The sequence below is a fragment of the Geodermatophilus chilensis genome (assembly GCF_002802985.1).
Lineage (GTDB): Bacteria > Actinomycetota > Actinomycetes > Mycobacteriales > Geodermatophilaceae > Geodermatophilus > Geodermatophilus chilensis.
The window spans coordinates 21347-38751 of the sequence record NZ_NVPT01000026.1 but is presented as its reverse complement, the minus strand read 5'-3'; the positions used below and the strand labels follow the sequence as shown (position 1 = coordinate 38751).

Here is a 17405-nt window from a genome sequence, read left to right as displayed (position 1 = left end):
GCGCGAGAGGTCCGACAGGAGGGCAGGGGTTAGTGAGGTTATTGATACAGGATCGGGCGGGCAGAGAGGGCTGAAGGGCAGGAGTCGACGGCAGCGTCAGATGTGGCGGCGCGGGTGGTCGCGGGCAGCACCCGCGGGGTCAGCCCGGCGGCCCGCAGCACGTCGAGCACCGCAGCCGCGGCGGCGCGGGCCCGCCCGCGGCCGGCCGCCGGGCTGACCAGGACGGCGACCTCGGCAGCGGGCATGCGTGCTCCTCCGCAGGTCGGGGGGGTCGGGCGCCCGGACCCTACGACCTGCGGCGCGCGCCGGGAGTCGCAGCCGGGCGCGACCAGGGACGGTTGTCGTCGCGGATCCCGCCTGGGAGACCGGATCCGTGCCCGACGGCCAGGTGATGAAGACGTCACGACGGGCCGTCCGGGACGGCCGGTCCCCCAGCCCGCCGGCGGCGCCGGGCGGGACGCTGCCCACCCTGCTGGTGCTCGCCGCGGCCGGCGCCGACCCGGTGGTGGGTCGGGCGGTGCCGCGGCACATGCACGTGGCCGCCCCGCCGACCGCGCTGGAGGCCGTGCACCCGCGGGTGGCCGAGCTGCTGGCCGCGGGCCGGGCGCCGGGCCGTCCGGCCCCCGGTGGGTCCGTCCCCGGGCCGACGGAGGGGTTCGCCGCGCCGCCGCGCAGCCGGCTGGTGGAGCAGCTCACGTCGGCCCTGACGGCGCAGCCGGCCTGAAGTCGTGGCCGGCGCAGCCCGCCTGAAGTCGTGGCCCGCGCAGCCGGCCTGAGGCCGTCGGCGGCTCAGCGCCCCCCGGACCCGAGCCGCGGTGCGGCGTCGTCCTCCCGGCGCAGGTCGTCGTAGGCGGTGGGGGCGACGTCGAACGCGGACGGCGCGGCGTTCAGCGGCGAGGCCTCGTCGTCGGAGAGGTCGTGGAAGTGCTCGACCGCGGCCCGCTTGGCGCGGCGCCGGTCGACGAACCGGGCCACCTGGATGGCGAGTTCGAAGAGCACGATCATCGGCCCGGCCATGAGCAGCATGGTGAACGGGTCCTGCGTCGGCGTGACGAACGCGGCGAAGACGATGGTCAGGAAGAAGATCCACCGCCGGGCGCCGCGCAGCGCCTCGTAGGAGAGGACGCCGACCAGGTTGAGCGCCACCGCCACCAGCGGCACCTCGAAGCTCACCCCGAACGCGACCAGCAGGGAGAGGGCGAAGCCGATGTAGTCCTGCGCGGTCAGCGCGATGACCGTGCCGCTGCCGGCCAGCCCGAGCAGCAGCTCCAGGCCCGCCGACAGCGAGACGTAGGCCAGCGTGGCGCCCAGCGCGAACAGCAGCGAGGAGACCGCGACGAAGCCGAAGCCGTAGCGCTTCTCGCTGCGCTTGAGCCCCGGCGTGATGAACGCCCAGAGCTGGTAGAGCCAGAACGGCGCGGAGAGCACCGCACCGCAGAGGAAGCTGACCTTGAGCCGGATGAAGACGCCGCCGAGGACGTCGGTGATGAGCAGGCCGCACTCCTGCTCGCTGCCCTGCGTGAACCGCAGGCCCGCAGGCAGGTCGCAGTAGGGCGCCCGGATGAAGTCACCGAGGCCGTGCTCGTACCACCAGAACGCGACGGCCGTGGCGACCAGCAGCGCGAACAGCGCCTTGGCGATCCGGTTGCGCAGCTCGGTAAGGTGCGCGACCAGCGTCATCGTCGCGGCGGGGTCACGCGGCGGACGGCGCCGGCGCAGGCCGGGCCGCCTCCGGGCTGCGTCACCCGTGCTGCGGTCGCTCATGGTGGTGCCGGGAGCTGGGGTCAGCGGGTGCTGTCGGCCGGGCCGGGCTGCGTGGCACGCGCCCGCAGCTCGGCGGCCCGGGCCTCCGCGGCCCGCGCCTCGGCCTCGAGGGCCTCGCGCTCGCGGTCGGCCGCCGTCGCCGGCGGGAGGACCTCACCGCGCACCGGGGAGGTCTTGGCGGCGTCCTTGGTGCGGACGTCGTCGTCCTTCATGCCCTTCATCTCACCCTTGAAGATGCGCAGCGAGCGGCCCAGCGAACGCGAGGCGTCCGGCAGCTTCTTGTAGCCGAAGAGCAGCAGGATGGCCAGGATGATCAGGCCGATCTCCAGCGGGCCGAGTCCGGCCATGTCGTCCTCCAGGTCAGCGGGTGGCGTCGTCGATGCTACGTGGCCGCAGGCGTCCTGCCGCCCCCGAAACGGGGGGTGCGGTCAGGAGGGACGCTGCACCTGCGCGGCGCGCGCGGCGGTCCCCTGCGCCTCGGTGAGCAGCGGCCGGACCTCGCGTTCGAAGGCGGCGAGTTCCCGGCGCAGCCGGCCGGCGGCGCCGAGCACCCCGTACGCCAGCGCGCCCAGCACGACGAGGGCCAGGACGGCGACGGCGATCCACACGACGGTCAGCAGCACGGCCGCGACCCTAGTCGCCCGAGGTGGACGGCAGCTGTCCACCGGGTGCATATCGGCTGAGCGCCGCCCGGGCGTCGGCGGCGACGGCCGCGGCCAGCCCGGCCGGCTCGTCGACGGTGGCCGCCCCGCCGAGGGAGGCGACCAGCCGGCGCGCCCAGGCCATGTCGGCGGTGCGCAGGGCGACCGCGAGACCGCCGGGCGGGTCCTCGACCTCGCGCACGTCCTCCACCGGGTAGTACTCGGCCACCCAGCGGGCGGTGCGGGCCAGCCGCAGCCGCACCACCGGCGAGCCCGGCTCGGGCTGGTAGAGCCCGGCGTCGACGTCGCGCAGCGGCAGTCCCGGCGGGGGCGCCGACGGCTGGGCGAGGACCTCGACGTCGTCGATCCGGTCCAGTCGGAACAGCCGGACGCCGCCGACCTCCCGCGACCAGGCCTCCAGGTACCAGCGGCCGTCGACCAGCAGCAGCCGCAGCGGGTCGACGGTGCGCTCGGTGCGCTCGTCGCGGGTGGGCACGTAGTAGTGCAGGTGCAGCGCCCGCTTGCGCTCGAGCCCCTCCCGGACGACGGCCAGCGCCTGTTCCTGGGCGTCCACCGACAGGGCCACCGGGGTTCCCCGCTGCGCGGCGTGCCCGGCGGCGGCCGAGACCTTGGCCAGCGCGCGGCTGACCGCCTCCCGCTCGGCCAGGCCGGGCAGCTCGAGCAGGGCGCGCAGCGCGACGACCAGCGCGACGGCCTCGTCGGTGGTCAGCCGCAGCGGGCGGACCATGCCAGCGGTGAAGGTGACCCGCACGCGGTCGCCCTCGAAGGCCAGGTCGATGAGGTCGCCGGGCCCGTAGCCGGGCAGGCCGCACATCCACAGCAGTTCCATGTCACGGCGCAGCTGCCGCTCGGGGACGCCGAAGTCGCGGGCCACCTCGGCCAGCGGCACCCCCTCGGGGCGGGCGGTGAGGTACGGCACCAGCGAGAGCAGCCGGGTCATCCGCTCGGTGGTCGTGGGTGCGGTCGTCACGCCGTCTCCCCCGGTGCCATCGCGGCGAGCCGGGTCAGCCGCTCGACGACCGCCGCCCGCACCGCGGCCGGGGCCTCGACGACGACGTCGGCGCCGTAGGAGGCGATCTCGCCCGCCAGCCGCATCGGCTCGGTGGTGCGCAGCTCCAGCCGGTCGTCCCCGTCCTCGGCCGGGCCGAGCGGGACGGCGTGCCGGCGCAGCCCCACGGCGGTGCCGGGCCGGGCCCGCACCACGACGAGCTGCTCCTCGCCCCGGGCCTGCCCGGCGACCATCACCGACAGGTCGACGTCCTCCGGCGGCTCGAAGGCCCCGGCCGGGCCGGTCGCCCTGGGCGTGCCGACGACGCGGGAGAGCCGGAAGACGCGCGGCGCCTGCCGGTCGAGGTCGAGCCCGCCAAGGTACCAGCGGCCGTGCCAGGCGACGACGCCCCACGGCTGCACGTGGCGGCGGGCGGGGGCGTCCTCGTCGGGACGGCGGTAGTCGAAGGTCAGCACCCGGCGGTCGCGCGCCGCGGCGTAGCAGGGCTCGAAGGCCGGCTCGTCGGAGTCCAGCCGCGGGCGCAGCGGGATCGCCCGGGAGGTGTCGACGTCCACCCCGGCGGCCTTGAGCTTGACCAGCGCGCTCTGTGCGGCGCCGGCCAGCTGCGCGGACTCCCACAGCCGCAGCGCCAGACCCACCGCCGCGGCCTCCTCGCCGGTGAGTGTGATCTCGGGCAGCTCGTAGTCGGCGCGGGCGATGCGGTAGCCGTCCTCGGTGTCGAAGACGCTGGTGCGGCCGGTCTCCAGCGGCACGCCCATCTCGCGCAGCTCGGCCTTGTCCCGCTCGAACATCCGCTTGAACGCCTCGTCGGCGCGGGCGGTGCCGTCGTCGGGCTCGTAGCCGGGCACGGTGGCCCGGATCTTCGCCGCCGTCACGTACTGGCGGGTGCCGAGCAGGGCGATGACCAGGTTCACCAGCCGCTCCGCCCGCTTCGCCGCCACGGCCCCAGGCTAGTCACGATCAGCACCGCGCGAGCGCGCTGGCTAGCCTGCCCGGGTGGGGGAACGCGAGTCGACGCAGCAACGGATCCGGTGGCGACGCGGCACGGTGACCGCCCTCGGGCGCGCCTGGCGGGACGCCCAGGAGCTCACCGCCGCGGTCGACGGCGACGGCGAGGTGCGCGCGCTGGCGCACCCCTCGCTGGTCGGCGTCCCGGAGGCCGGCGACACCGTGCTGCTCAACACCACCGCCTGGGCGCAGGGCCTGGGCACCGGCGGCTACGCGCTGGTCGTCGCCGTCCCCGACCGGCTGCCGCCGGACCCCACCGGCCCCGGCCACCTGGTCAAGGCGCGGTACACGCCGCTGCAGGTGAGCGTGCAGGGCGTCGACGAGCAGTACACCGAGCACCACCGCACCATCGCCGACGCCGAGGACCTCGCCGCGATGCCGGTCGTCGTCGCCGACCTGCACTCGGCGCTGCCGGCCGCGCTGATCGGCGTGCTGGCCACCGACCCGGACCTGCGGGTCGCCTACGTCATGACCGACGGCGGCGCCCTGGTCGCCGGGTTCTCCCGCACGCTGTCGGCGCTGGCGCCCTCGCTGGCCGGCGTCGTCACCGTGGGCCAGGCGTTCGGCGGCGACCTGGAGGCGGTCACCCTGCACACCGGGCTGCTGGCCGCGAAGCACGTGCTCGGCGCCGACGTGGCGATCGTCAGCCAGGGGCCGGGCAACCTCGGCACCGGGACGCCGTGGGGCTTCTCCGGGGTGGCCGCCGGCGAGGCGTGCAACGCGGTCACCGTGCTCGGCGGGGAACCGGTCGGGGCGCTACGCATCTCCGACGCCGATCCGCGGCCGCGGCACCGCGGCGTCTCGCACCACTCGCTGACCGCGTTCGGCCGGGTGGCGCTGGGCGGGGTGACGCTGGTGGCGCCGCGCGGGCTGGGCTCGGAGCTGGGCAGCCAGGTCGAGGAGGACCTCGCCGGCCAACCGGAGCGCAACCGGGTGGTGTGGATGGACGTCGACGGCCTCGAGGAGGCCCTCGGTCTGTCCCCCGTGCCGCTGTCGACGATGGGCCGCGGCTGGCCGGAGGAGCGCGCCTACTTCCTCGCCGCGGCGGCCGCCGGCCGTTACGCCGCGCTGCAGGTGCCCCTCCCCGACGACGAGGCCTGAGCACCCGGTCGTTCCCCCCGGCCGCGCCGGGTGCGACGAACTCGTGGTGGTCAGCGCGGGATGGCCACGGGTCCGTCGCACTCGACGGGGACGCGCCGCACGCCGGACCCTCGCGGGTCACTGTGCGGGGAGCCGGTGGCTCAGCGGCGGAAGCCGCCCTCGGCGTCGATGGTCGCGCCGGTCACCGACCGGGCGTCCGGCCCGGTGAGCCAGGCGACGACGCCGGCGGCCTCCTCCGGACTGTTCCACCGCCCGCGCGGCATGGCCGCGGCCACGCCCTCGGTCTCGTCGGGGTCGGCCCAGCCGGTGTCGGTCAGGCCGGGGTTGACGCAGTTGACGGTGATGTCACGGTCGGCGACCGCGGCGGCGAGGGTCGCCGTGATCTGCTGGATCGCGCCCTTGCTGAGCGCGTAGGGGATCTCCCGGGCCATCGGGGCGCGGTGCTGTCCCGAGGTGAACAGCACCACCGACCCCGGGCCGGACGACGGCTCGTACTGGGCGGCGAACGCCTGGGTGAGCAGCACGCCGGCCCGCGCGTTGACGGCGAAGCACAGGTCCAGGTCGGCGGCGGTGACCTCGTCGAGCCGGCCCAGGGCGCTGCGGGCGTGGTTGACCACGAGGGTGGACAGCGGCCCGACGGCCTCCCGGGCGCGGGCGACCAGCGCGGCCGCGGCGTCGGGCTCGGCGAGGTCCGCGGCGACGTGCGGCGGCGAGCCCAGTTCCGCGAGGACGGCGTCCAGGTCGTCGGCGCCCCACGGCTGTCCGGCGTCGTGCGGCGTCCAGGAGTGCACCACCACCCGGTCGCCGCGGGCGAGCAGTCGCCGGGCGACGGCGGAGCCGATGCCCGCCCGCCTGCTGACCCGTGACCAGCGCCGTCCCCACGAGGCCGAGTCTGCCCTCCGGGAACGTCGCGATCCCACCGGACCGCACCGCGGCCAGGACACTGCGGTCCCACCGGACCGCACCGCGGCCAGGTGCCGTACCAAGCTGCGCGGAGCCCCACCGACGCACCCTTCGCGGACCCCTCCGGGGCCCACTCGGGCACGTCACATCGACGCGATGAGCTTGTCCACGCGCTCGTCGACGGCCTTGAAGGGGTCCTTGCACAGCACGGTGCGCTGGGCCTGGTCGTTGAGCTTGAGGTGCACCCAGTCGACGGTGAAGTCGCGGCGCTTCTCCTGCGCCCGGCGGATGAACTCGCCGCGCAACCGGGCGCGGGTGGTCTGCGGGGGCACGTTCTTGGCCTCGAACACCCGCGGCTCGTGGGCCACCCGGTCGACCTGGTTGTTGCGCTCGAGCAGGTAGTACAGGCCCCTCGTGCGGCTGATGTCGTGGTAGGCGAGGTCCATCTGGGCGACCCGCGGGGAGCTCATGGGCAGGCCGCGCTTGGCCCGGTAGCGCTCGATGAGCTGGTACTTGGTGGCCCAGTCGACCTCGCGGTCGATCAGCGAGAGGTCGCCGGTGTCGACGGCCTTGAGCACCCGGCCCCACAGCTCGAGCATCTGCCGGTGCACCGGGCCGAAGCCCTCGCGGTCGACGAACTCCGCGGCCCGGGAGTGGTACTCGGACTGGATCTCCAGCGCCGACATCTCCTTGCCGTTGGCCAGCCGCACCTTGCGCCGTCCGGTCATGTCGTGGCTGATCTCGCGGATGGCGCGGATCGGGTTCTCCAGGCTCATGTCCCGGATCGGCACCCCGGCCTCGATCATCCGCAGCACCAGGTCGGTGACGGCGACCTTGAGCAGCGTCGTCGTCTCGTTCATGTTCGAGTCGCCGACGATCACGTGCAGCCGCCGGTAGCGCTCGGCGTCGGCGTGCGGCTCGTCGCGGGTGTTGATGATCGGCCGCGAGCGGGTGGTCGCCGAGGAGACGCCCTCCCAGATGTGCTCGGCGCGCTGGCTGACGCAGTAGATCGCCCCGCGCGGGGTCTGCAGCACCTTGCCCGCGCCGACGACGATCTGCCGGCTGACCAGGAACGGGATCAGCACGTCGGCCAGCCGGCTGAACTCCCCGTGCCGGCCCACCAGGTAGTTCTCGTGGCAGCCGTAGCTGTTGCCGGCCGAGTCGGTGTTGTTCTTGAACAGGTAGATGTCGCCGGTGACGCCCTCCTCGGCCAGCCGCTGCTCGGCGTCGACCAGCAGCCCCTCGAGGATCCGCTCGCCGGCCTTGTCGTGGACGACCAGCTCGGTGAGGTCGTCGCACTCGGCGGTCGCGTACTCGGGGTGGCTGCCCACGTCCAGGTACAGCCGCGAGCCGTTGCGCAGGAAGACGTTGGAGCTGCGCCCCCACGACACCACGCGGCGGAACAGGTAGCGGGCCACCTCGTCCGGCGACAGCCGCCGCTGCCCGCGGAAGGTGCACGTCACGCCGTACTCGGTCTCGATGCCGAAGATCCGTCGCTCCACGCACCGAGCCTAGGCGCCGGATGCCACGAAAGCCGCTCGGCGGACCCCGCCGTGCCGGTGACCCGTCGGGTTGGACGGTGGCTACGACCCGCGTCTCCGGTCGAGCCGCTGGAGGAGGTCGTCGGCCGCCTCCTCGATCGCGTCGTGGTCGTTCTGACTGGCCCGCTGCTTGGCGTGGATGAGCGCGGCGCGGTTGACCGTCCGGAAGTCACCGAAGGGGAAGGCGTACCGACCCTTGGTCCCCTCCGAGGCGTCGGGGTCCTCGGCCAGGTGCCACGCGGCGAAGGCCTCGAAGCCCTCCTCGTCGATGACCCGGTTGGCGGCCGCGGCGTCCGGCGCGGCGTGGGACCACTCGGTGCGGTCGTCGAAGCGCCCGTCGTCGATCAGCTGCCTGGCCGTACGGACGCCGGCCTGGTGCACGCGGTATGTCGGCATGCGGCCGTCCTACTCCTCTAGAACCCGAAGAGCAGGCCCAGCCCGCCGACGGTCAGCAACGTCATCACCGTGACCAGGGGCAGCTGGTCCGACGCTCGGGCCCGCGGCGCCGAGCGCAGCGCCCGCTCGTGGGCGAGCACCACGCCCAGCACGTGGCCGAGCACCACCGCGCCGACCTGCACCCAGGCGATGGCGTCGGGGCCGATCGCGGTCAGGTCGACGACGTGGGCGGCGGTGCCGAAGAGGTCGACGCCGTCCCGCCCGAGCGGGTTGCTCGCCAGGATCCAGGTCCGCTGCCCGTCGAGCAGCAGCAGGCTGGTGTAGTGGGCGACGGTGTAGCCCAGGGCGATGGGCAGCACGGTGCCGGCGTACCGGCGCGGCTGCGGGCCCGGCGGCTGCCCGGCCATCCGGCCCGAGAGGCGGGTGCCGGCCAGGTAGAGGACGGCGACCAGCGCGACGACCGCCAGCAACCCGACCGTGCCCGACAGCGCGTCCTCCGCCGCCCCGGGCCCGCTCTGCCAGAACGGCGTGCGGGAGAGGCCGTCGAAGCCCGTCGAGCCCAGCAGGACGACGACGACCGCGGCCAGCCCCGGCGTCTCCGGCACCGCGTCGGCATTGGCCAGCGGGTCGCGCAGCACGAGCCGGCCGTCGTCGCGCCGCCCCCAGGGGGAGAGCCGGGCCACCAGGGTGCTGTAGACCTCGAAGCCGTCGCCACGGGCGAACCAGTCCTCGCCGAACACCGCGGCCAGCGCCAGGTGGACGGCCGCCCAGCCGACGAGGAACCCGCCCACGACGGCCGGCTCGGCGCGCGTGGGCAGCACCAGCTCGAAGAAGAGGAACACCCCCAGGGAGACCGCGGCCGGCCACAGCCCGAGCCGCGGCAGCAGCCCCGCCGCCGGGGGCGGGGGCAGCACCCGGCGCAGGCCGGCGTGCAGCAGCCGCAGCGGGTTGGCCACCCGCCAGACCGGCCCCAGCAGCAGGCTGGCCGGGACCAGGCCGACCCAGAACGTCACGTACAGCACCCAGGGGGCGAGGTTGCGGTCCGGGTCGGCCGGCCCGGCGAAGGCCGCCACCGTCACGACCGCGGCGAGGGCCAGCGCCACCGCCTGCGCCGCCCGGCGCACCGCCGTCGCGTCGGCCAGGCGCTGGAGCGCGACGGGCAGCGGCCGCCCGGACCCCGGGCCCCCGAGGCGCGGCTGCCGCCAGAACAGCAGCAGGACGGCGAAGCCGAACAGCACCGCCGCGCCCGCGCCGTAGAGCGCCAGCCCGAGCGGGATCGGCAGGTCGGTGCGGGAGCCGATGCCGTGAGCGAGCCGCGTCACCCGACCCGGAGGGCGAGCAGCACGGTGCCGGCCTCGTGCAGCTCGGCCTCGAAGACGCCGGGGACGTCGGCGGCGAAGGTCAGCGCGGCCGGCCGGCCGGGAGCGAGCGGGGCGGTGCGGTCGTAGCCGTGCAGGTGCAGCTGGTCGGCGACGTCGCTCGTCACCGTCAGCGTCACCGTCTCCCCCAGGGGCACCGGCACGCGGCCGGTGTCCCCGCTGACCCGCCCGTCGGTGACCGTGACCGCGATCCGCTGTCCAATGCCCTCGGGGGCCGGCGCGCCGGTGACGGGACCACTGCTCCCCGCCTCCGCCGCCGCCGTCCCCGCGCAGCCGCTGAGCAGCACGACCGCCAGCGCGGCGCCGGCCCGGGCGCGGCGGGTCACCGGAGCCGCCCGGTGGTCGCGAGGCGCTGACCGGCCGGCGCGTCGGCCGGCGCGCGAGGACGCGGCTCGCGGACGGCGGCCCGGCGGGAGTACCGGCCCACACCCCAGCCGATCGTCGCGACGAGCGCCAGCGTGCAGGCCAGCACGACCAGGTTGGCGACCACCCACAGGCCTCCGCCGGAGTCGGTGAGCTCCCGCTGGAGGATCTCGATCTCGGGGACGGCCGGCCGCGTCACGCCGTCCTCGGCAGGGATCTCCCCGGCGGGGATCGCGGCGTCCTCGGGCAGGTGGATCGGCACGGCGGTCAGCGTCCGGCCGTCGTGGACGCGCAGCAGGGTCTTCCAGCTGCCGTGCAGCGGCACCGGCTCGGTCGTCCGGTACTCGCCCGTACCGGTGCGCTGCAGCGGGGTGACGAGGAGGCCGTCGCCCTGCCAGGAGGTGATCTGCACCCACGACGGGTCGTCGAGCGAGGCGGCGGGGTCGAGCCGGACGCCGATCTGCGCCGTCCGCGGCTCGGCGGTGACCTCGTCGATGGTGAGGGTCGCCGACAGGTCGTCGGGCACGGTGGCGACGAGCCCGTTGGCCACCCCCGCGGCGATCGCGACCAGCGCGCCGACGAGCACGGTGCGCGCCACGGCGGGGCGGGGCAGCCGGCGGCGCAGGCCGGTGGCCAGCAGCGCGCCGAGCAGCCCGCCGGCGACGCCGCCGGTGACGGCCATGAGCGTGCCCTCGACGAGAACGTCGCTGCCCCACGAGAGGGTCTGCACGACCCGGGTCCAGGCCGCCTCGGTGGCGTGCCCGACCGTGCCGACGGCGAGGCCGGCGGCGGCACCGGAGGCGACCGGCCGGCGGGCCACCGGGAGCAGGAGCGCCAGCAGCTCGACGACGAGCGCCGAGCCCAGGTACAGCGGGAAGGTCGGGAGCACCTCGCCGAACACCGGGCCGACCAGCAGCGCGATGACCCCGCGGACGGCGAGGAAGAAGACGGTCGCCGCCAGCGCGCCGCCGCGGCCGATGAACAACCGCGCGGCGACCAGGGCCAGCCCGGCGGCCCCGGCGATCATCAGCGGCTCGAGCGCCAGCCGGAACTGCGGGACGTCGAAGTCGTACTCCCCCTGGAACACCGACAGGCCCAGCAGCAACCCGCCCATCGCGGTGGACCGGCGCAGGAACCGGGCGCGCCCGCCCGCCCCCCGGTCGCCGGACGACGGGCTGCCGTGCCCCTCCTGCTCGAGCACCAGCAGGCCGACCAGCGACAGACCGGCGCCGGTGATGAGCATCAGGTGGGTGGGGCCCCAGAGGGTCACGTCCTGGCCGAAGAGCCGGTGCCAGACGTCGTCGAGCGGGAAGCCGAGCAGCGCGTAGGCGCCGGCGGCCGTGAGCAGGATGCCGCCCACGGGCACGTGCCAGCCGCGGACGAAGCGCACCGACGCGGGCCCGGGCTCCTCGCCCAGCGGCATGGCGCAGGCCAGCACGCCCCCGGCGAAGACGCCGAAGAGGCCGAAGAGGATGAGGTAGTGGGCCGGGTTGGCCAGCGGGCCCTCGTCGCGGCCGACGCCGATGTGCAGCGCGATGTCCCAGAGCATGCCGAGCAGTGCGGTGAGCAGCGAGACCGTCGTCAGGACGGTGGGCAGCGCCACCCACGGCGGGGCGCCGGTCGGGGAGCCCAGCCGGGTGCCGACCAGGGTGAGCACGGCGGTGCGGCGAGTGCGGTGCAGCCAGACCAGTCCGAGCAGGCCGACGGTCAGCCCCAGCCCGAGCGCCGAGGCGAGCAGGACCTCGGCGACGGCGGCCCCACCGGCGGGGCGGGTCTCGGCAGCAGCGAGGAGCACGGCGTCCCTCTCCCTCGTTCGGCGATGACACCCACGACGGTGACATCGATCGCTGTCACATACAACGACGTCCTACCGTGGAGGTGACGGACGATGGGAGATCGCGTGGCCACGGCAGCCGATCAGCAGCCGGCACCGGACGGTGGGGAGCGGGAGTTCACCGTCGACGAGCTGGCGGCGCACGTGGGCATCACGGTGCGCAACGTGCGGGCCTACGCCGCCCGCGGCCTGCTGCCACCGCCGCGGATGGTGGGCCGGACCGGCTACTACGGTCGCGCGCACGTCGCCCGGCTGCTGCTGGTGCGCGAGATGCTCGCCGAGGGCTTCTCGCTGGCGATGATCGAGCGCACGCTCGCCTCGGCGCCGTCGACCGCCAGCTCGGCCACGCTGGCGCTGCACCACGCGCTGCTCGCCCCCTGGCTGCCGCCTGAGCCGGAGGAGACGACCGGCGCCGAGCTGGCCGCCCGGGCCGGGGTGCCCGAGAGCACCGCGCTGGTCGACCAGCTGGTCGACCTCGGCCTGGTCGAGCGCCTCGGCGACGGTCGGCTGCGGGTGCACGACCCCGCGCTGCTGGTGTCCGGGCTGCAGGTGGTGGAGCTCGGCGTGCCGCCGGAGCGGCTGATCGCCGCGCAGGCGGAGGTCAACGAGCACGTGCGGGCCGTCGCGCGGCGCTACGTCCAGCTGATCGTCGACACCGCGTGGCGTGACCTGGTCGGCGCGGGCGCACCACTGGACGCCGTCCGTGACCTGGGGGCGCGGCTGCAGCCGGTGGCTGCCCAGGCGGTGCTGGCAGCGTTCCGCACCGAGATGGCCGCCGCGGTGCAGGAGGCGGTGGAGCGGGAGCTCAGTCGGCTCGCGGACCCTCGGTAGCGCCCGCCGGGCGGGGGTCGTTGGCCGCGAGGTGCTGTGCCGAGGGGTCCTGCGCCGAGGGGTCCTGCGCCGAGCGCTCCTCGCGGGCGTGCAGCCTGCGGTCGCGCACGACGGCGCCGACGACGAGCGCGATCAGCAGGGCTGCCGGCACGAAGAAGCCGACGGTGCCGATGACCCCGAGCCCGTCCATGGCCACGACGTCGACGGCTGCGCTGCTCACGGGGCCCATGTCACCCCCGCCTCTGACCGGGCGTCAAATCGGCGCGGTCAGGTGGTCGGCGCCTCGCCCCCGCTGCCCGCCGTCCCGCCGCTGTCGGGCGCCGACGGCTCGCCGAGGCCAGGCGGGGTGCCCGGCTGCGGCACGCTCGGGGCGTGCGCCGCGGTGTGCGGCTCCTCGCCGCCGGCGGGGGCGTCGGCCCCATCGGAGTCGAGCAGCGGGCGCAGCGCCGCCCCCGTGATCCGCCGGAACGCCCGCTTGGGCCGCCGCCGGTCGAGGACGGCGACCTCCAGCTGCTCGGCGGACAGCAGCGCGGGGCCGCCGTTGCCGGCGCTGGTGGCCGGGCTGACCGCGGACAGCGCCTGGACGCCGACCCGCAGGGCCTCGGCCAGGCCCATGCCCGGCAGGAAGTGCTCGCGCAGGTGGGCGCTGACGGTCTCGGCCTGGCCGCCCATGACGATGAAGTCCGGCTCGTCGACGACCGAGCCGTCGAAGGTGAGCCGGTAGAGCTGGTCGGTCTCGGGCGTGTCGCCCACCTCGGCGACGCAGAGCTCGACCTCGTAGGGCTTCATCTGCTGGGTGAAGATCTCACCGAGGGTCTGCGCGTAGGCGTTCGCGATGACCCGGCCGGTGACGTCGCGGCGGTTGTAGCTGTAGCCGCGGACGTCGGCCAGCCGCACGCCGGCCACCCGCAGGCTCTCGAACTCGCTGTAGCGACCGACGGCGGCGAAGCCGATCCGGTCGTAGAGCTCGCCGACCTTGTGCAGCGTGGAGCTCGGGTTCTCGGCGATGAACAGCACGCCGTCGGCGTAGGTGACGACGGCGACGCTGCGACCGCGGGAGATGCCCTTGCGGGCGTACTCCCCCTTGTCGCGCATCAGCTGCTCGGGCGAGGCGTAGTACGGCATGGTCATGGCGATCAGCCCTGTCCCTCGGCGGCGGCCCGCTCGTCGATGATGGTGTGGGCGACCTCGGCGACCTCGTCATCGGTCAGCCGGACGGCGCCCTCGGCGTCGACCCGGTAGACGATCGGGTACAGCCGGCGCACCGGGTCGGGCCCGCCGGTGGCGGAGTCGTCGTCGGCGGCGTCGTAGAGCGCCTCGACCAGGCTGCGCGTGGCGGCGCCGCCGTCCAGGTTCGGCCGCCAGGTCTTCTTCAGCGAGTTGCGGGCGAACAGCGAGCCGGAGCCGACGGCGGCGTAGCCGCGCTCCTCGTAGTTCCCGCCGGTGACGTCGTAGCTGAAGATGCGGCCCGGCGGGGTGCCCGGCGCGGCGTCGAGGTCGAAGCCGGCGAACAGCGGGACGACGGCCAGGCCCTGCAGCGCGGCGCCGAGGTTGCCGCGGATCATCTGGGCCAGCCGGTTGGCCTTGCCGTCGAGGGAGAGGGTGAGGCCCTCGATCTTCTCGTAGTGCTCGAGCTCGACCTGGTAGAGCCGGACCATCTCGATCGCGATGCCGGCCGCGCCCGCGATGCCGATCACGCTGTAGGAGTCGGCCGGGTAGACCTTCTCGATGTCCCGGCTGGAGATCAGGTTGCCCATGGTCGCCCGCCGGTCGCCGCCCATGAGGACGCCGCCCTCGTAGGTGACCGAGACGATCGTGGTGCCGTGCGGCGTGACGTCGCCGACGGGCAGCTGCGGCACCGGACGTCGGCCCGGGAGCAGGTCGGGCGCGGCCGTCGCGAGGAAGTCGGTGAACGAGGAACCCACCCGGTCCAGGTACGCGGGTGGGAACCCGCTCCGACCAGCCGAATACTCGCTCACCCATCCACCTCTCTCGCCGCCAGGATCGCGCGGCCACGACTGCACAGACCGAGCCGCGGGACCCACGGCCGGCGCGCCTGCGACCCTACCGGCGGCCTGGTGACCCGGCTGGTCACCTCCAGGCGCCGCCGGGACAGGGGCTGCGGACGACGCCGCTCGCCCCGGTGCCGCTCGACGTAGTCGGCCGCCGCCCGGAGGACGGCCGGGTCGTCCTTGAACTGCCCCAGGCCCCCGTTGCAGTTGAAACAGAGCAATTCCCGAACGAGTCCTGTCTCATGGTCGTGATCGACGTGGAGCGCCGGCGTGTTCCGACAGATGGCACAGAGCCCGCCCTGCGCGGCCAGCATCTCGTCGACCTCTTCGGCCGTGATGCCGTACCGCCGTTTCAGGTGATACGTGCGCGAACCGCCGACCTTGTCCTTCGCAGCCTTGCCGCGGGTGTTGTGACACGGCTTGCAGTACGTGTACACGCCGCTGCGGCTGGCTCGGGTCCTGGAGAACTCAGCCAGGGGCTTGACCGCGTCGCAGTCCGGGCACCACTTGAACCCGTCCGGGACGTCGCGCCCCAACGGATATCGACGCGTCGGAGGCCCGATTCGCCGGGCGTTCGAGTCCCTGAGCCTCTGACGGGCGTGTTCACGGCAGTAGAAGGCCAACCCGTCCCGGCGTCGCCTGTCCTTGGTGAACTGGTCGACAGGACGGTCCCCACCGCAGTCCGGACAGAACTTCACCAACGCCATTCTCTATCTCAGCACAATGGCGAAGCAGGAATGGTCACTGGCCCCCTTTTTGAACATATGACCTAACGAATTCTTCGCTGTTCTCCTCCAATACCTCGTCAATTTCATCGAGAATGGAGTCGAGGTCCTCGGAGACCTCCTTGTGGCGCTCGGCGACCTCGGCGTCGACCGACGCCTCGACCTCCTCGGTCTCCTCCCGGCTGCGCGTCGAGCGCTGTTGACCGCCGCTGTCCCTCGTGGCCATGGGTTCCTCCCGGTGCAGGTCGTGGCTGGTGCTCTGTGGCAGGTGCCTCGGTGCTGAAGTTACCCGCGGGGTGCGACGTTCGGAGGTCGACCGACCGGGGGTCAGCCGCCGGTGATGGTGTCCACCAGCTCCTGCGCCGAGGACGTCGACTCGAACAGCGCGCCGACGTGGTCGCGGGTGCCCCGCAGGGGTTCCATGGTCGGGATGCGCACCAGGTTCTCCCGGCCGAGGTCGAAGACCACCGAGTCCCACGACGCGGCGGCCACCTGGGCCGGGTAGCGGCGCAGGCACTCGCCGCGGAAGAAGGCCCGGGTGTCCGACGGCGGGCGCACCATCGCCTGCACCACCTCGTCGTCGGTGAGCAACCGCTGCATCGAGCCGCGCGACACCAGCCGGTGGTACAGCCCCTTCTCCGACCGCACGTCGGAGTACTGCAGGTCGACCAGGTGCAGCCGCGAGTCGCCCCACGACAGCCCGTCGCGGGAGCGGTAGCCCTCCAGCAGCCGCAGCTTCGCCGGCCAGTCCAGCCGGTCGGCGCAGCGCATCGGGTCGACCGCGAGGTCCTCGAGCACCTCGGCCCACCGGCGCAGCACGTCGGCGGCCTGACCGTCGTCCTCACCCCGCCGGTCGACGTGCCGCTGCGCCATCTCCAGGTAGGCCTGCTGCACCTCCAGCGCCGTCATCCGGCGGCCGTCGCGCAGCCGCACCCGGTGGGTCAGCGACGGGTCGTGGCTGATCGCCTGCAGGGCCTGCACCGGCTCCTCGATCGAGAGGTCCCGCGTCAGGGTGCGCGCCTCGATCATGTCCAGCACCAGCGCCGTCGTCCCGACCTTGAGGTAGGTCGACAGCTCGGCGAGGTTGGCGTCGCCGATGATCACGTGCAGCCGGCGGTACTTGTCGGCGTCGGCGTGCGGCTCGTCGCGGGTGTTGATGATCGGCCGCTTGAGCGTCGTCTCCAGGCCCACCTCGACCTCGAAGAAGTCGGCGCGCTGGGACAGCTGGAAGCCCTGCGTACGGCTCTCGGTACCGATGCCCACGCGCCCGGAGCCGGCCACCACCTGGCGGGTCACGAAGAACGGGATGAGCCCGCGGATGATGTCGAGGAACGGCGTCCGCCGGTCCATGAGGTAGTTCTCGTGGGCGCCGTAGGAGGCGCCCTTGCCGTCGGTGTTGTTCTTGTACAGCTGGATCGCACTCGTGCCCGGGACACGCGCGGCGCGGCGCGCCGCCTCGGCCATCACCTGCTCCCCCGCCTTGTCCCACAGGACGACGTCGCGCGGGTTGGTGACCTCCGGCGTGGAGTACTCCGGGTGCGCGTGGTCGACGTAGAGGCGGGCCCCGTTGGTGAGGATGACGTTGGCCATCCCCGAGTCCTCCTCGAGGTCGTTGTGGTCCAGCGCCTGGGCCGGGGACAGGTCGAAGCCCCGGGCGTCGCGCAGCGGCGACTCCTCCTCGAAGTCCCAGCGCGGCCGGCGCGGGGTCGGCGCCTCGGCCACCGCCCAGGCGTTCACGACCTGGCTGGACAGCGTCGTCGGGTTCGCCGTCGGCTGCCCGGGCACCGAGATGCCGTACTCGACCTCGGTCCCCATGACCCGCCGCACGCTCATGTCGCCACCCTAGGCGTCCGGTGCCACACCGTTCGGCAGACGGT

21 protein-coding genes are annotated in these 17405 nt (G+C 74.4%); 3 read left to right on the top strand and 18 right to left on the bottom strand.

Features of this window, described 5'->3' with window-relative positions:
- Nucleotides 1-38: 38 nt before the first annotated feature.
- The gene (locus CNO22_RS06685) at nt 39-245 is read right to left on the bottom strand and encodes a hypothetical protein (protein WP_100498573.1); all 207 of its coding nucleotides are present in this window, start codon (nt 243-245) and stop codon (nt 39-41) included.
- A gap of 128 nt (nt 246-373) precedes the next feature.
- Between CNO22_RS06685 and CNO22_RS06680 the strand changes: the two genes are divergently transcribed.
- Nucleotides 374-724: a hypothetical protein gene (locus tag CNO22_RS06680; protein ID WP_100498572.1), complete on the top strand. Its 351-nt coding sequence runs from the start codon at nt 374-376 to the stop codon at nt 722-724.
- A 65-nt stretch (nt 725-789) separates the two neighbouring features.
- Here CNO22_RS06680 and tatC read toward each other — a convergent pair whose 3' ends face one another.
- The 5 genes from tatC to CNO22_RS06655 form a co-directional block, all read right to left on the bottom strand.
- Nucleotides 790-1764 (bottom strand): twin-arginine translocase subunit TatC, encoded by a 975-nt coding sequence (gene tatC / locus CNO22_RS06675; RefSeq protein WP_232806846.1) that lies wholly within the window; start codon nt 1762-1764, stop codon nt 790-792.
- Between the two features lie 20 nt (nt 1765-1784).
- Entirely contained in the window at nt 1785-2111 is a 327-nt protein-coding gene (tatA, locus tag CNO22_RS06670) for a Sec-independent protein translocase subunit TatA (RefSeq protein ID WP_100498570.1), read from the bottom strand.
- 81 nt (nt 2112-2192) lie between these two features.
- Complete coding sequence (locus CNO22_RS06665; protein WP_100498569.1) at nt 2193-2387, bottom strand: hypothetical protein; 195 nt, start codon at nt 2385-2387, stop codon at nt 2193-2195.
- A 10-nt stretch (nt 2388-2397) separates the two neighbouring features.
- Nucleotides 2398-3396 (bottom strand): helix-turn-helix transcriptional regulator, encoded by a 999-nt coding sequence (locus tag CNO22_RS06660; protein WP_232806845.1) that lies wholly within the window; start codon nt 3394-3396, stop codon nt 2398-2400.
- A complete protein-coding gene (locus tag CNO22_RS06655; RefSeq protein WP_100498568.1) occupies nt 3393-4376 on the bottom strand; it encodes a helix-turn-helix transcriptional regulator in 984 nt (327 codons plus the stop codon). The genes CNO22_RS06660 and CNO22_RS06655 overlap by 4 nt, the downstream gene beginning before the upstream one ends.
- A 55-nt stretch (nt 4377-4431) precedes the next feature.
- Between CNO22_RS06655 and CNO22_RS06650 the strand changes: the two genes are divergently transcribed.
- Nucleotides 4432-5544 (top strand): DUF3866 family protein, encoded by a 1113-nt coding sequence (locus tag CNO22_RS06650; protein ID WP_100498567.1) that lies wholly within the window; start codon nt 4432-4434, stop codon nt 5542-5544.
- Between the two features lie 140 nt (nt 5545-5684).
- Here CNO22_RS06650 and CNO22_RS06645 read toward each other — a convergent pair whose 3' ends face one another.
- The 6 genes from CNO22_RS06645 to CNO22_RS06620 all read right to left on the bottom strand — a co-directional run bounded on the left by CNO22_RS06645 (nt 5685) and on the right by CNO22_RS06620 (nt 11921).
- Nucleotides 5685-6464 (bottom strand): SDR family oxidoreductase, encoded by a 780-nt coding sequence (locus CNO22_RS06645; RefSeq protein ID WP_100498566.1) that lies wholly within the window; start codon nt 6462-6464, stop codon nt 5685-5687.
- Between the two features lie 126 nt (nt 6465-6590).
- Nucleotides 6591-7949 carry a Pup--protein ligase gene (pafA, locus tag CNO22_RS06640; RefSeq protein ID WP_100498565.1) on the bottom strand — a complete coding sequence of 453 codons (1359 nt, stop codon included), beginning with the start codon at nt 7947-7949 and terminating at the stop codon, nt 6591-6593.
- A gap of 81 nt (nt 7950-8030) precedes the next feature.
- A complete protein-coding gene (locus CNO22_RS06635) occupies nt 8031-8384 on the bottom strand; it encodes a hypothetical protein (protein WP_100498564.1) in 354 nt (117 codons plus the stop codon).
- A gap of 17 nt (nt 8385-8401) precedes the next feature.
- Entirely contained in the window at nt 8402-9706 is a 1305-nt protein-coding gene (locus CNO22_RS06630; protein ID WP_100498563.1) for a hypothetical protein, read from the bottom strand.
- Nucleotides 9703-10089 carry a cupredoxin domain-containing protein gene (locus CNO22_RS06625; protein ID WP_100498562.1) on the bottom strand — a complete coding sequence of 129 codons (387 nt, stop codon included), beginning with the start codon at nt 10087-10089 and terminating at the stop codon, nt 9703-9705. Before CNO22_RS06625 ends, CNO22_RS06630 begins: the two co-directional genes overlap by 4 nt.
- Complete coding sequence (locus tag CNO22_RS06620) at nt 10086-11921, bottom strand: hypothetical protein (protein WP_100498561.1); 1836 nt, start codon at nt 11919-11921, stop codon at nt 10086-10088. The genes CNO22_RS06625 and CNO22_RS06620 overlap by 4 nt, the downstream gene beginning before the upstream one ends.
- Before the next feature lie 105 nt (nt 11922-12026).
- Between CNO22_RS06620 and CNO22_RS06615 the strand changes: the two genes are divergently transcribed.
- Nucleotides 12027-12791: a MerR family transcriptional regulator gene (locus CNO22_RS06615; protein WP_198588145.1), complete on the top strand. Its 765-nt coding sequence runs from the start codon at nt 12027-12029 to the stop codon at nt 12789-12791.
- Here the strand turns inward: CNO22_RS06615 and CNO22_RS06610 are convergent.
- From CNO22_RS06610 to dop, 6 genes are all read right to left on the bottom strand, one after another.
- Nucleotides 12766-13011, bottom strand: a complete 246-nt coding sequence (locus CNO22_RS06610) for a hypothetical protein (protein WP_157936827.1) — start codon at nt 13009-13011, stop codon at nt 12766-12768. The genes CNO22_RS06615 and CNO22_RS06610 overlap by 26 nt on opposite strands.
- A gap of 47 nt (nt 13012-13058) precedes the next feature.
- Nucleotides 13059-13922 carry a proteasome subunit alpha gene (prcA, locus tag CNO22_RS06605; protein WP_100498558.1) on the bottom strand — a complete coding sequence of 288 codons (864 nt, stop codon included), beginning with the start codon at nt 13920-13922 and terminating at the stop codon, nt 13059-13061.
- Between the two features lie 5 nt (nt 13923-13927).
- The gene (gene prcB / locus CNO22_RS06600) at nt 13928-14770 is read right to left on the bottom strand and encodes a proteasome subunit beta (protein WP_100498557.1); all 843 of its coding nucleotides are present in this window, start codon (nt 14768-14770) and stop codon (nt 13928-13930) included.
- Complete coding sequence (locus tag CNO22_RS28910; RefSeq protein ID WP_232806844.1) at nt 14767-15240, bottom strand: endonuclease VII domain-containing protein; 474 nt, start codon at nt 15238-15240, stop codon at nt 14767-14769. Before CNO22_RS28910 ends, prcB begins: the two co-directional genes overlap by 4 nt.
- A 304-nt stretch (nt 15241-15544) precedes the next feature.
- Nucleotides 15545-15754: a ubiquitin-like protein Pup gene (locus CNO22_RS06590; RefSeq protein ID WP_100498555.1), complete on the bottom strand. Its 210-nt coding sequence runs from the start codon at nt 15752-15754 to the stop codon at nt 15545-15547.
- A gap of 101 nt (nt 15755-15855) precedes the next feature.
- Nucleotides 15856-17361, bottom strand: a complete 1506-nt coding sequence (dop, locus tag CNO22_RS06585) for a depupylase/deamidase Dop (protein ID WP_100498554.1) — start codon at nt 17359-17361, stop codon at nt 15856-15858.
- Between the last annotated feature and the right edge of the window lie 44 nt (nt 17362-17405).